The organism is Frankia casuarinae (genome assembly GCF_000013345.1).
GTDB lineage: Bacteria > Actinomycetota > Actinomycetes > Frankiales > Frankiaceae > Frankia > Frankia casuarinae.
Genome location: NC_007777.1, coordinates 967,388 through 982,214, shown reverse-complemented (window position 1 = coordinate 982,214; position 14,827 = coordinate 967,388). Strand labels below are relative to the sequence as shown.

Genomic DNA, 14,827 nt, shown 5'->3' with positions numbered 1-14,827 from the left:
GGGTCCTTTCACGGGGTCAACCAGCCGTACGAAACCGGACTGTTCACGTGTCGTCGGGTGGCCGCACGGCCCGTCACCACCGTGCGGACCGGATCAGGTCAGGACGGGACGACGTGTTAGCGGGGCGCAAAGCGTACTTCGGGCCTGCTCCCTCGGGAGTGGTCCGCGTCGGTGGGTGCATCGGATCACATCCGTGGGGAGGGCTCCGGTACGCCGGACGGTCCCGCGGCCCGGCCGGGTGATGCCTACCTCTCTAATAGCCGCCCCCGCGGAGGACGATCCCCGTCCGCTCGCCGCCCCCGCAGATAGGTCGCCAGCACCACCCCGTTCAACACGCGTCCGGCATAGGGGGTGAGCGGGTGGCGGTGGCGCAGCATCGAGGGCTCCACCAGGAACGACGCATCCGCGTCGAAGATCACCAGATCGGCGTCAGCGCCGATCGCGATGCGCCCCTTGCCGGCCAGTCCTACCAGGTCGGCCGGTCCGGCACACATCCAACCGACGACGTCGGTGAGGGTGTGCCCCCGCGCCCGGGCCTGAGTCCAGACCGCGGGTAGCCCGATCTGGACAGACGCGATGCCACCCCACGCCGCCGCGAAATCACCGGCGTCGATCTGCTTCAACGCGGGAGTGGACGGCGAATGATCAGTGACGATCCCGGCGAACAGGCCCTGGGCCACCCCGTCCCACAACCGGTCCAGATTCCTGCTGTCCCGGATGGGAGGTGCGCACTTGAAGACGGTAGCTCCGTCGGGGACCTCCTCGGCCGTGAAGGTCAGGTAGTGCGGGCACGTCTCCACCGTCATCGGCAACCCCGCGTCCCGCGCCGCGAGCACGTCGTCGAGGGCATCGGCCGCCGCCAGATGCAGCACGTGCAGGCGGGCACCGCTGGCGGCGGACAGCGCCGCCAGCGCGGCCACGGCCTCGGTCTCCGCGGCCGGCGGGCGCGACGCCAACCAGCTGGCGAAGGCCCGCCCCACGGTGGGAGGTGCCAGGGCGAGAACGGAGGGCGCCTCGGCGTGCACGACGGTGAGGGCCCCCATCCGGGCGGTGCGCCGGGCGGCGGCCCCGAGGACGTCCATCGAGACGTGCGGGAACTCCTCGACCCCCGACGGGGCCAGGAAGGCCTTGAATCCGAAGACCCCGGCGCCGTGCAGGGCGGCCAGATCATCGAGGTTGCGGGCGTCGGCGCCGATGATGCCGCCCCAGAAGCCGACGTCGACGGCGACCTGGCCGGCCGCCACCGCACGTTTGGCGGCCAGGGCGGCGAGCGAGGTCGTCGGCGGAACGGAATTCAGCGGCATGTCGATGATCGTGGTGACACCACCGGCCGCGGCGGCCCGGGTCGCGGTCGCGAACCCCTCCCACTCGGTCCGCCCCGGTTCGTTGATGTGCACGTGGGAGTCGACCACGCCGGGAAGCAGAGCCAGCTCGCCGAGGTCCGTGACCAGGGTCCCGGGAGGGATCTCGTCCGCGGCGGTGATCGCGGCGATCCGGCCGTCCGCGACGTGCACGGCTGCCGGACGCTCGCCCCCGGGCAGCACGACTCGCCGTGACCGTAGCGCCTGTGGCCGCTCCGGCAGAACGTCCGCGGTGGGCTCGTTCATGCCGCCGGAACACCTTGTCCCGGCGTCGTCGGAGGCGCGGTCGTCGGAGGCGCGGTCATCGGAGAGATGGTGACGAGGTCCTCGGGTCGTACCGGAACGCGCCGCAGATCCCGTCCGACGGCGACCCGGATCGCCGCGATGATCGCCGGGGTCGCGGTACAGGTAGGCGCCTCCCCCACGCCCTTCACCCCGTAGGGCGCATCCGGCTGCGGATGGGTGACGGCGACGAAATCGAGGTCCGGGACGTCGGCGATGGTCGGCAGCAGATAGTCGTGAAACGTGGGATTGACCACCACCCCGTCCACCGTGACCAGCTCCTCCATGACGGCGAGGCCCAGCCCCTGGGCAGTTCCCCCCTCGACCTGACCACGCAGCGCCAGGGGGTTGAGCACCGTACCGCAGTCCTGGGCCAGCGCCATCGACACGACCCGCACGAGACCGAGGTCGACATCGACATCGACAACCGCGCGGTGCGCCGCGGCGGCGAAGGCCACGTGCGGATCGCCCTGTCCGTCGGCGTCCAGCGCGGAGGTACGCCGGTGGTGGAAGGTGTACTCCGCTTCGATCGGCCCGTCGGCCAGCGCCTCGGCGAGCGGAACCCGCAACCCGGCCTCCACCCCGACGATCTCCCCGGCGTTGACGGTCAGCGTCCGTCGAGGTGCCTCGACGACCTCCGCGGGCAGCCCCGCGGTGCGGGCGACCCGGGCGAGCAGGCGATCGGCGACCGCGGCGCAGGCTCCGCGCACGGCGCCTCCGCTCATCCAGGTCTGCCGGGACGCGCTGGTCGATCCGGCACTGCCGACCGCGGTGTCCGCGGGCGCCAACACGACCTGTTCGACGCCGAGCTCGGTGCGGGCGATCTGCCCCGCGATCGTCACAAACCCCTGGCCCACCTCGGCGCACGCGCTGTGCAGCCGGACCCGTACCGTTCCGTCCTCAGCCAGCTCCAGGCGGGCACGGGCGACGGAGGAGTCGTCCATGCCCTCCGAGAAGAGCAGGTTCTTGTAGGCCAGGGCGTAGCCGACCCCCCGACGGACCCGGCTCGGTTCGGCCGCGGCCGGTCGGCCGCCGGGCAACGCGGTCACCGCGACGTTCGCCGGCATCGCCGGCGGGAGCGGACGCGAGGCCACCGCCTCGATGACCTCCCGCGCCGGCAGCGGTGCGCCCATCACCTGACCAGTGGGCAGCACATCCCCCGGTCGGACGGCATTGCGGACGCGCAGGTCCACCGGATCCATGCCGAGGGCGTCGGCCAGCCGGTCCATCTGGGCCTCGTGACCGATGGTCACCTGCGGCACCCCGAACCCCCGCATGGCGCCGCACGGGGGGTTGTTGGTCCGCACGACGACTCCGTGCAGGTGGGCGTTCGGGACCCGGTACGGACCCGCGGCATGGGTGACCGCGTTCGCCAGCACCGCCGGCGAGGACGACGCGTAGGCACCGCCATCCAGCACCAGCCGTGCCCGCACGCTGACCAGGTTTCCGTCGGCGGTGGCGCTGTGCTGGAACCACATCCGGGCCGGATGCCGGTGCGGATGGCCCAGGAAGGACTCAACCCGGTCGTAGGCGATCCGCACCGGAAGCCCCGTAGCCCGGGCGAGCAGGGCGCCGTGGATCTGAAGGGTGACGTCCTCCCGGCCGCCGAAGGCACCCCCCACACCGGCCAGGGTGAGACGGACGAGCTCCTCCGGGAGACCGAGGCAGGCCGCGATCTGCTCCCGGTCCGAATGCAGCCACTGGGTCGCCACCCGCAGGTCCACCCCACCATCGGCGGCCGGCATCGCCAGGGCCGCCTCGGGAGCAAGAAACGCCTGGTCCTGCATCCCGACGAGGTACTGGTCCTCGACCACCACCGGGCCGAGCGCGTCGGGATCCCCGTGGCGCAGCTCGATCTCGCGGTACAGGTTGCCCGCCGGATGCAGCGGCTCGGCATCCGGCTGCCATACCCGGTCGGGGTCGGTCGAAGGTGCCAGCGGCTCGTAGTCCACCTCGATCGCGGCGAGCGCCCGGCGCGCGGTCCGGACGTCAACCGCGGCCACGGCGGCGACCGGCTCCCCTGCGTACCGAATCTCGGTCGCGGCGAACACCGGCTGGTCGGCGACGATCAGCCCGTAGGTGGCCATGCCGGGGACGTCGGCGGCGGTCACCATCCCCACAACGCCGGGCAGCCGGCGCGCGGCGTCGACGTCGACGCGCCGGATCCGCGCCCGGGCATGGGGCGATCGCAGGGTGCGGGCGTGCACCATCCCCGGAACACGCAGATCACCAACGTAGGAGAAGCTACCGGTCACCTTGTCCGGCCCATCCGGACGACGCACCGGACGACCGATCCCCAGACTCATCGCCCCACCCCCCGGTGGGGCGGAGCAGGTGCATCCCCCGAAAGTAGGGTGCCCCGCTCAGCCTGCACTGTTCTGATGGCAGCGAGTATCCGGCCGTAACCCGTGCACCGGCAGATGTTGCCGGCCAGCGATTCCCTGATCTCCTCCTCGTCCGCATCCGGCCGCCGGGTGAGCAGGTCCGTCACCGCGACCACGAACCCGGGGGTGCAGAAGCCGCACTGCACGGCACCCTCCTCAAGGAACGCCGCCCGCACGGCCCTGGCGGGTCCCGCCGTCCTCAGACCGGCAACGGTGCTCACCTGGGCGTCGTTGGCGTCCGCGGCGAGCACCGTGCAGGACGCCACCAACCGGCCGTCCAGGAGAACGGAGCAGGCACCGCAGCGCCCCTGCTCACACGCGTCCTTCACCGAGGTCACCCCGATGACGTCCCGCAGGACGGTGAGCAGGGAGTCCCCGATCCAGGCGCCGGCCACCGTGTGCAGGAAGCCGTCGACATGGAGGTGATATGGCGCGACGACGCCGTCGTCCGGCCAGGACGACCCGGCCGGCGGTCCGGCCGGCGGTCCGGCCGGGACTTCCCTCGCGAAACGGGCGGTCATGGCCGGACGTCCCGCTCGACTCGGGGGTCCACCGGCGCCCCCGCGGCATCCAGGCATCGGGTGAACGCCCGGGCGGCCAGCACGCCGGCAGCATGCCGGCGGTAGTCGGCGGAGACCCGCGGACCCGCCGCGAGCTCCGGCCCGACCCGCGAGACCGCCTCGCTTACCAGCTCACCGAACCGGCGGGCCGCCGACGAGGACGCGGCCCCTGCGGACCAGTCCACCGCGTCGTGTGCGAACCGCTCGGCGACGGTCATCCGGATCGGCAGCCGACCCACCCCCCCGATCGCGCAGGCCAGTCGATGGCGCATCCGGTCGACGAGGACGGCGCACGACACCAACGCCTGGTAGGCGGCCTGCCTGCCCCCAATCTTGAGATAGCTCTGCGGTCCGGCCGGCCGCGGCAGCCTTACCGCGGTGACCAGGGCGTCGGGGGCGAGCCCGTCGGCGAGGAACGCGGGCAGCGTCATCCGGCCGGGTCCGCGCGGCGAGGCCACGAGGATCTCGGCGTCCGCGGCGGTGAGGAAGGTGAGCAGGTCACCGGTGGGACGTGCCGAGCCCAGCGCGCCACCGACCGTGCCGAGGTTGCGGATCTGCGCGGAACCGACCACCCGGGCGGCGAGGGCGAGGCCGGGCGACAGTGACCAGCCCGCGAGGTCGGTGTAAGTCACGCCCGCACCGACGGTGAGCGAATCCGCCCCGGCGCCGCGGACCCGCAGTTCCAGGACCCGGCGCAGGGCGACTACCGCCCCCGGCCGACGCTCGCCGGACCGGAGGGCGGGGACGAGATCGGTGCCGCCGCCCAGCAGATCGACCGCCCTGCCAGCGTCATGGGCGGTCGCCAGCATCTCCACTGCCTCCCCTACCGTACGTGGACGGAACATGACGGCCGTCGCACCGCTAGTCGTCACAGCGGCCTCCCCCGCCCGATCCGACCAATGGTCCGACCAGTGGAAGGAAGCGCGGGAGGGGATGACGCGGGAAGCCAGCCGGCGATCCGGGGGTCAGGCAGGCGGACGAACGCTGCATAAGAACCGACCATAACGGCGGAAGGTTACGTGGATGTTCATCAAGACAGACGCTCAGTGACGTAGTTCTGATCTTGCTTGGCGGCAGCGTTCATCACCTCACCTGCGCTATCTCACCCGTGTTATCGCCAGCTTCCACTCGCACCGACCCAGACCAACACCCCCAACGTTACCCAGTGTTACCTTACCGATGCTGGCGCGAACTGTGGAGAGGGATGCGACAGGTTTGAGGTGGACATGTCACGCCGTCTATCGACCCGGCGCTGCGGCACGGCTGGCGCTTCGTGGCCTCGGGTGAGTGCACCACGCTCCCCGCCCTGGGCCCCGGAGCGCCCGCTGATCCAGCGACGCCGGTCAGGGTCGGGTGTGGAGGTCAGGGCCGGGTGTAGAGGGCGCAGCCCCATCCGGCCAGCGTGCGCAGCGGGAACGGCAGCCGGCAGCCGAGATCGGCTGCGGCCGTGTCCACCGCGGCCAGCTCTCCCAGCACCGCCTCCCAGGGTGCGTCACTCATCACCCCGAGCAGGGGCAGCGCGCACGCCGCCCGCACCCAGCCCTGGTCGACCACCACGTAGCCCCCGCCCATGCCCTCGAGGGCCCGAGCGGCGGTCACCATGTCGTCGTCCCGCGCCCCGACGACGATCAGATGCCCCGGCGGCTCCGCCGTCGTGACCGCGAGCGCGCCCCGGGTCAGCCCGCACCCGCGGAGCAGCCCGACGTCGATCTCGTCCGAGGAGCCGTCCCGACCGAAAATTGCGATCTTGAGAAGGTCCCGAGACGGATCGGCTACCGCCCAGCCGTCCCGCAGGGTGGGTTCCACCCGCACGGTACGGAGTCCACGCGGGTGGGAGAGGCCGGAGACCTGGCCCGTCCCGGTCATCCGCAACGCCCGCGCTGGTCCACCGACGGGCGGCGCCGTCCCCGGGTCGCGGGGGGGATCGACGCTCACCACGACCACACTGGCATCCTGCCGGTGGGACCGTCGCAGGCCGAGTGATGTGAAGGAGCCGGCGTGCAGGTTCGCCGGGAGTCGTGTCCGGCTGGTGGCCCAGGCGGGCGAGATGTCGAGGTTGTCGAACAGGGGTCGGCCGCATTCCGCGGCGATCCGGCCACCCGCCACCACCACGTCGGGCGGCGCGGTTCCGGCCAGGGAGGAGACGACCTGGAGATCAGCGAAGCGGGTGGGCGCGATTGACCCCAGGGTGGGTTCCAGATCGTGCCTGCGGGCGGGGAGCAGGGAGAACCGCCGGATGGCGTCGATCTGGCCCATCCCCCGACCGACCGCGAGTCGCACGTCGTGATCGAGATGCCCGACCGTGGCAAGCTCCGCGACCGATCTGGCCCTGCCCCGGACCGGCTCGGCCCCGCTGCCGGCCGCCCACAGCAGACCGCCGGCCTCCGTGGCGGACGACTTGACGGGCGCCGCCCCTACCGAGGACAGCGCGGTCAGCGCGGAGGCGGGCGGTATCGGAGGCACCTCGACGACCGGGGCTGCGGGCGCCCCGGTCCCGGGGACCTGCCTCCCGGGCACCTGCCCCGCTCGGACCAGCACCCGCAACGGGGTCGAGGATCCCGTCACCAGATCCACACCGCGCAGACCGCCCAGCGCGACCAGGACGGCCGGGTCGGTCACCAGGGTGACGGTTCCCCGCGGGACGATCAGGCGAGCCAGTTCCCCCGGAGTGAGCAGCGTCTCCTCGACACGCAGGCCGGCGTCGACATAGGCCGGCAGGACGAATCTGCCGGCGGCGTCGAGCGAGCGCCGACCCGCCAACGTTCCCGGCTTCGTGACCGCGGCGATGTAGCACCCCACGATCAGGATGTCCCGCGCGGCCACGGCACCGCTGTGGACGGCGACGACAAGCCCACCGCGTATGACGAGGTCGGCTTCCTCCTCACCCGCGGCCACCCGACGCAGTCGAGCGAGCTGTGCCTCGGACGGACGCAGCAGGTCCGCGCCGACCACGGGTGCCTGCCCGGTCGGACCAGGAGCCGCCGCCGGATCACGCGGGTCGACCGCGGGAGCGGTGGTGGAGGTCGTGCCCGACGCCGCCGTGCGGGCCGGGGTCGCCGATCGGTGGGGCGTGGCAGAGGAGACGGTCGGCTGGGACGCTCCGCCGGACACCGTCATCAGTCGGGGTCCCCGGCTGGAGCGTTCGGCGTTCATGGCGGCCTCTCGTCTGCCGGTCAGCACCGAGTCTGCATCCGATGGCGGCACGCCCGGAACGGGATCACGTATGACCAACGGCGAAATCACCCCCATTACTTCCTTTACTCCAAGACAAGCCGGGTGTCCCCGGAGTCGGCGGACCGGCACCACCCGCCGGGAGGGCGGCGATGGCGTGATTGTTGTTTGCCACGTGTCATTACCCACCATGCGCCGGAGCCAGCCGGTAACGCGGGTGGAACACCATGTTGACCAGGGACGGGAAGAACACGACGATCCCGGCGATCATGCCGACCGCGGCGCGGCCCCGCCCGAAGACCAGTGTGAGCAACCGAACCCCTGTCAGCCTCATTCCGGGCGTACCCCCACCTGCCGGTCGGTCCGACCGGCCCGAGCGGTTCCCCGGACGCCAGAGCGGTTCCCCGGACGCTAGAAAGGATGCGTATCGGTCCCATCGCGCCCGGGTGAATTACCAGTAACTCCATTCTTACTGTTGACGGAACCACGCTCCCGCGGCGTCCCCGGCAATGTCGGGACAGAAACCTGGACGAAACTTTTCTTGGGTTGCGAGAGCGTCGCCGTTCACCTGACCGTCACATTGCGCCCCGATATGTCCGACGAGCATCGGGGCCGGAGCGTCGCCGGCATGTCGTGGACCGCGCCGAACCGAACCAGGCCGGCGGCATTCCCCGACCTGCTAGGCTTCGCATTCGTGCTGCTGAGCCCCCATGAACAGGAACGACTGCTGATCCATGTGGCGGCCGGGCTCGCCCGTGAACGGCGAGCCCGTGGGCTGCGGCTGAACCATCCCGAAGCGACCGCGATCATCACCTCGTTCCTGCTGGAGGGCGCGCGGGACGGTCGCGGCGTCGCGGACCTGATGAGCGCCGGGCGAACCGTGCTCACCCGGGACGACGTCATGGAGGGCGTGCCGGAGATGCTCGGCGAGGTGCAGGTCGAAGCCACCTTCCCGGACGGCACCAAGCTGGTCACCGTCCACCGGCCGATCCCGTGATCCCCGGGGAGATCCTGACCGGCGACGATCCCGTCGAGATCAACGCCGGACGCCCGGTACGCACGGTGCTGGTCCGTAACATGGGCGACCGGCCGGTGCAGGTCGGCTCGCACTACCACTTCGCCGCGGCGAACCCCGCTCTCGACTTCGACCGGGCGAGTGCCTGGGGCCACCGGCTCGCGGTGCCCGCCGGCACCGCGGTCCGCTTCGAACCCGGCGTGGAACGCGAGATCGAACTGGTGCCGCTGGCCGGCGCCCGGGTCGTGCCGGGCCTGCGGCCGGAATCGGCCGGCCCGTTGGACGCCGCGAGCGGCACCCGGATTGCGGACACCGCGACGATCGAGGATATATCGGGCTTTCAGGGAGAGGGTTCGTGAGCCGACTCGACCGCTCCCGCTACGCGGCGCTGTACGGCCCCACGGTCGGCGACCGTATCCGGCTCGCGGACACCGACCTGTTCATCGAGGTGACGGAGGACCGCAGCCGCGGGCCGGCGGGCACCGGGACCGGTGACGAGGCCGTCTTCGGGGGCGGCAAGGTCATCCGTGAGTCGATGGGGCAGTCCCTGGCAACCCGCGCCGAGGGTGCGCCCGACCTCGTCATCACCGGCGCCGTCGTTCTCGACCACTGGGGTGTGGTCAAGGCCGACGTGGGGATCCGCGATGGCCGGATCGTCGCGCTGGGTAAGGCCGGCAACCCGGACACAATGGACGGCGTCCATCCCGAGCTGGTGATGGGGCCCGGCACCGAGATCATCGCCGGTAACGGGAAGATCCTCACCGCCGGCGCGGTGGACTGCCACGTCCATCTGATCTGCCCGCAGCAGGTTCCGGAGGCGCTGGGCGCCGGCATCACCACGCTGATCGGCGGCGGCACCGGCCCGGCCGAGGGCACGAAGGCGACGACGGTGACGCCCGGATCCTGGAACCTGGCGCGGATGCTGTCCGCGCTGGACGACTGGCCGGTCAACGTTGTCCTGCTCGGCAAGGGCAACACGGTCAGCGACGAGTCGATGTGGGAACAGCTGCGCGCCGGGGCGGCCGGCTTCAAGCTGCACGAGGACTGGGGGACGACGCCGGCCGCAATCGACGCCTGCCTGCGGGTCGCCGACGCCGCCGGCGTCCAGGTTGCGCTGCACTCCGACACCCTGAACGAGGCCGGCTTCGTCGAGGACACGCTGGCCGCCATCGCCGGCCGGGCGATCCATGCGTACCACACCGAGGGGGCCGGCGGCGGGCATGCCCCGGACATCATCACGGTCGCGGCCGCCGGCAACGTGCTGCCGTCATCGACGAATCCGACCCGCCCGCACACCGTCAACACCCTCGACGAGCACCTCGACATGCTGATGGTCTGTCACCATCTCAACCCCAGCGTGCCCGAGGACCTGGCCTTCGCCGAGAGCCGGATCCGGCCGTCGACGATCGCCGCCGAGGACATCCTGCACGACCTGGGCGCGATCTCGATGATCGGTTCGGACTCGCAGGCGATGGGCCGGATCGGCGAGGTCGTCCTGCGTACCTGGCAGACCGCGCATGTGATGAAGCTCCGGCGCGGGTCCCTGGCCGGCGACGATCGGGCCGACAACACCCGGGCCCGACGCTACATCGCCAAGTACACGATCTGCCCGGCGGTGGCGCACGGCCTGGACGCGGAGATCGGCTCGGTGGAGCCCGGCAAGCTCGCCGACCTGGTGCTGTACGACCCGGCGTTCTTCGGGGTGCGGCCGTCGCTGGTCCTCAAGGGCGGGTTCATCGCCTGGGCCGCGATGGGCGATGCGAACGCCTCCATCCCGACCCCGCAGCCGGTGCTGCCCCGGCCGATGTGGGGAGCCGCCCGTGGTCCGGCCGCCGCGTCGTCGTTGATCTTCGTTGCCCCGGCGGCGATCGAGGACGGGCTGCCCGGACGGCTGGGGCTCGCCACCCCGGTGGTGCCGGTCGCGGATGTGCGCCGCCGCGGCAAGGCGGATCTTCCCGAGAACACCGCGACACCGGACATCCGGGTGGACCCCGACACGTTCACCGTCACGGTGGACGGTGAGGCGATCGAGGCGGATCCGGTGAGCGAACTCCCGATGACCCAGCGCTACTTCCTGTTCTGAATGTTCTGATTCTGAGTGTTCTGACGGTTCTTACCACGGCTGTCACTGCGTATCCAGAGGCTTCCGGGCCCGATGAATCTTCCGGGCCCGATGAATGTAAACGCCACAGCGGTTCGGACACTGACTAACGCCGGGAGCGGCTACGGTGACGATTGAGGGCGATACCGCACGGGACGGCGGGACCGAGGACGTGGCTGGTCCGACCGGGCGATCCGGACGGCGGGCGACGCTGCTGGTCCTCGCGGACGGCCGGATGCCCACGGGAGGTCACGCCCACTCGGGCGGTGTTGAAGCAGCGGTGACGGACGGGAGTCTGGCGAACCTGTCCGACCTGGCGGCCTTCCTCGTCGGACGGCTCACCACGACCGGCCTGGTCGCCGCGGCCTTCGCGGCCGCAGCCTGCCGGGCCGGCACGCAGCCGGGTCCCGCGACGCGGGCGCCACACGCCGACCACGTCCCCACCGCATCCGTCACACCCGTCACCATCGTCACACCCACCACCATCGCCACCTTGGACGCCGAGCTCGACGCCCGGATGCCCTCCCCCGCCCAACGCGACGCGAGCCGGGCTCAGGGGCGCACGCTGCTGCGAGCGGGCCGGGCCGCCTGGCCCGTGCCGCCCGGTCCACGTGCACCGCACCACCCGTGCGCACTAGGCATGGTCGCCGCGGGCGCGGGCCTGCGTCCCTCGGACGCCGCCCTGGTCGCCGCCCACACCACGGTCACCGGACCCGCGACCGCCGCGACCCGCCTGATGGGGCTGGACCCCTTGGCCGTCACCGCCGTGCTCGCCCGGCTCACCGACGAGGTCGAGGCGATCGCGCTGGCCGGCGCGGAGGCTTCCCGACGCCCGCCCCGGCTGCTGCCCGCCGTCACCGGTATCCGCCTCGATCTCCTGGCCGAACGGCACCGCACCACGGCGCTACGGATGTTCACATCCTGACCGGTGCCCGCCGACTCGTCGTCATCGGTCCCAGACCCGGCCCGTCGGCTACTCGCATGGTCGGCTACTCGGCCGATCGCGATCGCGCGGCGCCGGGTGGACCCGCGGGCGCCGGCCGATCCCGTCGCCCCCGGCTGGCACCATGGCAGCCATGAGACGGGGGGTCATCCTGGGCGGGGTCGCGGCCGGGCCGGAGGGCCCCCTCGTCACGGCCGCCCGAACGGGCCGCACGGCCGTACGGGCACGGGCCGTCATCCGGGTCGAATCGGCTCCGGACGGCACGGCGAGGCTCATCGAGTTGCGCTCCGACGTGCCGATCGTCCTGCGCCAGACCGGAGCATCCCCTGGTCGGACCAGGGCCCCGTCTACGGTGCCCGCGCTATCCGCGGACGCGCTGCCGACCGCGACGGTTCACCTGGTCAACGCGACCGCCGGACCGCTGGCGGGTGATGATCTGGGACTCGACATCTCCGTCGGCAGCGGGGTGCGCCTGGTGGTGCGTTCGGTGGCCGCGACGGTGGCCCTGCCCGGTCACGGGCCCGGGCCGTCCCGCTTCACCGTGTCGGCACGGGTGGCCCCGGGTGGCGCGCTGGACTTCGCGCCGGAGCCGACCGTCGCGGCGCGGGGCTCGGACCATCTCCTGGTGACCGATGTGCACTTGGCGACCACGGCCTGGCTACGGCTGCGCGAGGAGATCGTGCTGGGCCGATTCGGGGAGACGACCGGATCGATACGTAGCACCCTGCGGGTGGACATGGACGCCCATGCGGAGGTGGATCCGCCATCCGAACCGACCCCCCTGCTGCGCCAGGATCTCGTCCTCGGTCCCGAGATACCTGGCCTGACCGGACCAGCCCTCCTCGGCTCGGCTCGTGCCCTCGGGTCGCTCCTCGTCGCGGGGCCCGATCCGGTGGGCTCTCCGGCAGCCCGGCGGGAGTCCGTGCCGGCAAAGAGGGCGGAATCCGGCGCGCAAGCGGCCGTCGCGGACGGGGTGGCGCTGCTTCCCCTGGCTGGTCCGGGTTATCTCATCTCCGCCCTTGCCGAGAATGCGGTTACTCTCCGACGTCGTCTGGAACAAGGGCCGGCTCCTGCCACGGTCTGACTCGGACGGGCAGTCAGGCGCGGGTGCGGTGCCGTAGAGCCGATAGAACAGCGCGACCGCCTGTCCGGCGCGGGCCCGGCGGTTACTGTCGCGGTCCAAGCCGGAGGCCGACCCAGCAGGGCGACGATCTGCCTGTCGCGGATGGTGAGGCCGACCGCCAGCCGGTCCTGTTCGACTGTCCCGGCCGGGATGGATGACTCACTCACGCGACGGAGCGTTCCTAGCCACCGCCCTCTACCGACTCGGCCACGGCACCCCGTCCTAGCTCGGGACCACCGGCTAGGTCCGGGGCTGATCGGTCGATCCGCCCCGGACCGGCGGCGAGGCCGATGACGATGCGGGCCACCGCGTGGGAGTGGGCGTCGGTATGGACGTAGGCGTGGGGGAAGCCGGCGCCACGGCCGGCGCGGGGACCGCCGAGGATGTCGCCATTACCAGGGGTGTTGCGGGCACCGTGGACGAGGCGGATGGCAAAGCCGATGAGCCGCCGGCGGAGGCCGATGAGCCGCCGGAGTCGGGCGGCCCGGCCACCGAACCCTCACGCCGTTCACCCGGGCCGTTCGGATACTCGGGGGCGGCGGCCGGGGCACCGTGATCCTGGTAGGTACGTCCCTTCCAGGCCGCTCCCCGCCCGGCCCGCTTGAGCCGCGCCGAGTCCACCGTCATCGCGAGGTACAGCACGGCCACTCCGGGGAGCAGCAGGGCCAGCGGCAGCGGCTGACAATAGTAGCGGGTCATCGGCAGATAGGTGACAGTCATGATCAACCAAGCGATCCCACCGACGAGAGCCGTGGCGACGTCGCCGGTCACGATGCCCACGATGGTCGCGACCACTGGGATGACGAAGACCAGGCTCAGTCCCAACACGGTCCCGACCAGCAGCGACGGGGAGTGCCGCAACTGCGCATAGGCGCTGCGGGACACCATCTTCCACAGATCCGCGAGCCGCGGATACGGGCGCTGGCTGTGGACCTGCTCGGCGAGTCCGAGCCACGTCCGCCCGCCCGAGCGCTTGATGATCCGCGCGATCGCCACGTCGTCGATGACGGCGCCGCGCACCTCCGCCAGTCCACCGGCCGCCGCAAGGGCCTCCCGGCGGATCAGGGAGCATCCGCCGGCCGCGGCGGCCACCCGCGAACCCGGCCGGTTCGACCACCGGAACGGGTACAGCATCGCGAAGAAGTGCACGAAGGCCGGGACGATCAGACGCTCCCAGCCGGTCTGCACCCGTAGCACGGCCATCTGCGACACCATGTCCAGCTTCTGGGAGGTCGCCGACTCGACGAGCGCGGTCAGCGATCCCGGGCGGTGGGAGATGTCCGCGTCGGTGAGGAGCAGGAAGTCGACGTCGCCAGCGCACTCGATGCCCCGCCGCAGCGCCCACAGCTTCCCGGTCCAGCCAGTGGGGGGTTCGGTGGATGTGGTCATGGCCGGCGTCACGTTGGTCTCACCACGCGTGGCGGCCTGTTCCGCCAGGTCCCGGGCAACCTCCGTGGTCCCGTCGGTGGAACCGTCGTCCACCAGGATCAGCTGGACAGGACCGGGATAGTCCTGGGCAAGCAGCGTCGGAAGCGTCACGGGAAGCACGTCGGCCTCGTCCCGAGCCGGCACGACGATCGCCACACTGGGCCAAGCGGTCGGCGCCTGCCGGGATGGCAGGCGCTGATCGGTCCGCCAGAAGAACCCATGGCCGACGGTCAGGTAGAGCCAGGCGAGCAGAGAGGCAACGGCGACCCACAGCAGCACTGTCACAGAAAGTGATACTGCCACGGGCCCCTCAAGGGCGTGCGGGCGCCCCGGGTAATGCGGGGTTACAAGGCTTCCGTCCCGGTCTGGCCGAGCCGGTATGGAGATCTCCCCCCCGAAACTCTCCTGCCGCGCCACCATGAAATCCCAGGCCTCCGGCCGGCGGCGGGGTAGCCGACA

General features: G+C 71.8%; 12 protein-coding genes. 5 read left to right on the top strand and 7 right to left on the bottom strand.

The window, feature by feature from the left end:
- Positions 1–245: 245 nt before the first annotated feature.
- The 6 genes from allB to FRANCCI3_RS25510 form a co-directional block, all read right to left on the bottom strand.
- Positions 246–1,607, bottom strand: a complete 1,362-nt coding sequence (gene allB, locus FRANCCI3_RS04220; protein ID WP_011435292.1) for an allantoinase AllB — start codon at positions 1,605–1,607, stop codon at positions 246–248.
- Complete coding sequence (gene pucD, locus FRANCCI3_RS04215) at positions 1,604–3,949, bottom strand: xanthine dehydrogenase subunit D (RefSeq protein WP_011435291.1); 2,346 nt, start codon at positions 3,947–3,949, stop codon at positions 1,604–1,606. Before pucD ends, allB begins: the two co-directional genes overlap by 4 nt.
- A complete protein-coding gene (locus FRANCCI3_RS04210; RefSeq protein WP_011435290.1) occupies positions 3,946–4,548 on the bottom strand; it encodes a (2Fe-2S)-binding protein in 603 nt (200 codons plus the stop codon). The genes pucD and FRANCCI3_RS04210 overlap by 4 nt, the downstream gene beginning before the upstream one ends.
- Positions 4,545–5,432, bottom strand: coding sequence for an FAD binding domain-containing protein (locus tag FRANCCI3_RS04205; protein WP_049761047.1), 888 nt, complete (start codon positions 5,430–5,432; stop codon positions 4,545–4,547). The genes FRANCCI3_RS04210 and FRANCCI3_RS04205 overlap by 4 nt, the downstream gene beginning before the upstream one ends.
- 517 nt (positions 5,433–5,949) lie before the next feature.
- Positions 5,950–7,740, bottom strand: coding sequence for an adenine deaminase C-terminal domain-containing protein (locus tag FRANCCI3_RS04200; RefSeq protein ID WP_023841196.1), 1,791 nt, complete (start codon positions 7,738–7,740; stop codon positions 5,950–5,952).
- 199 nt (positions 7,741–7,939) lie between these two features.
- Positions 7,940–8,071 (bottom strand): hypothetical protein, encoded by a 132-nt coding sequence (locus tag FRANCCI3_RS25510; RefSeq protein WP_308726841.1) that lies wholly within the window; start codon positions 8,069–8,071, stop codon positions 7,940–7,942.
- A gap of 381 nt (positions 8,072–8,452) precedes the next feature.
- Here FRANCCI3_RS25510 and FRANCCI3_RS04195 point away from each other — a divergent pair, with 381 nt between their 5' ends.
- The 5 genes from FRANCCI3_RS04195 (at position 8,453) to FRANCCI3_RS04175 (ending at position 12,901) form a co-directional block, all read left to right on the top strand.
- Entirely contained in the window at positions 8,453–8,755 is a 303-nt protein-coding gene (locus FRANCCI3_RS04195) for an urease subunit gamma (RefSeq protein WP_035732629.1), read from the top strand.
- The gene (locus tag FRANCCI3_RS04190) at positions 8,752–9,132 is read left to right on the top strand and encodes an urease subunit beta (RefSeq protein ID WP_011435286.1); all 381 of its coding nucleotides are present in this window, start codon (positions 8,752–8,754) and stop codon (positions 9,130–9,132) included. The genes FRANCCI3_RS04195 and FRANCCI3_RS04190 overlap by 4 nt, the downstream gene beginning before the upstream one ends.
- Complete coding sequence (locus FRANCCI3_RS04185; RefSeq protein ID WP_011435285.1) at positions 9,129–10,856, top strand: urease subunit alpha; 1,728 nt, start codon at positions 9,129–9,131, stop codon at positions 10,854–10,856. Before FRANCCI3_RS04190 ends, FRANCCI3_RS04185 begins: the two co-directional genes overlap by 4 nt.
- Before the next feature lie 145 nt (positions 10,857–11,001).
- The gene (locus FRANCCI3_RS04180) at positions 11,002–11,799 is read left to right on the top strand and encodes an urease accessory protein UreF (RefSeq protein ID WP_011435284.1); all 798 of its coding nucleotides are present in this window, start codon (positions 11,002–11,004) and stop codon (positions 11,797–11,799) included.
- Between the two features lie 142 nt (positions 11,800–11,941).
- Entirely contained in the window at positions 11,942–12,901 is a 960-nt protein-coding gene (locus tag FRANCCI3_RS04175; protein ID WP_011435283.1) for an urease accessory protein UreD, read from the top strand.
- A 279-nt stretch (positions 12,902–13,180) separates the two neighbouring features.
- Here the strand turns inward: FRANCCI3_RS04175 and FRANCCI3_RS04170 are convergent, their stop codons facing one another.
- Complete coding sequence (locus FRANCCI3_RS04170; RefSeq protein ID WP_235462964.1) at positions 13,181–14,653, bottom strand: glycosyltransferase; 1,473 nt, start codon at positions 14,651–14,653, stop codon at positions 13,181–13,183.
- Positions 14,654–14,827 lie beyond the last annotated feature (174 nt).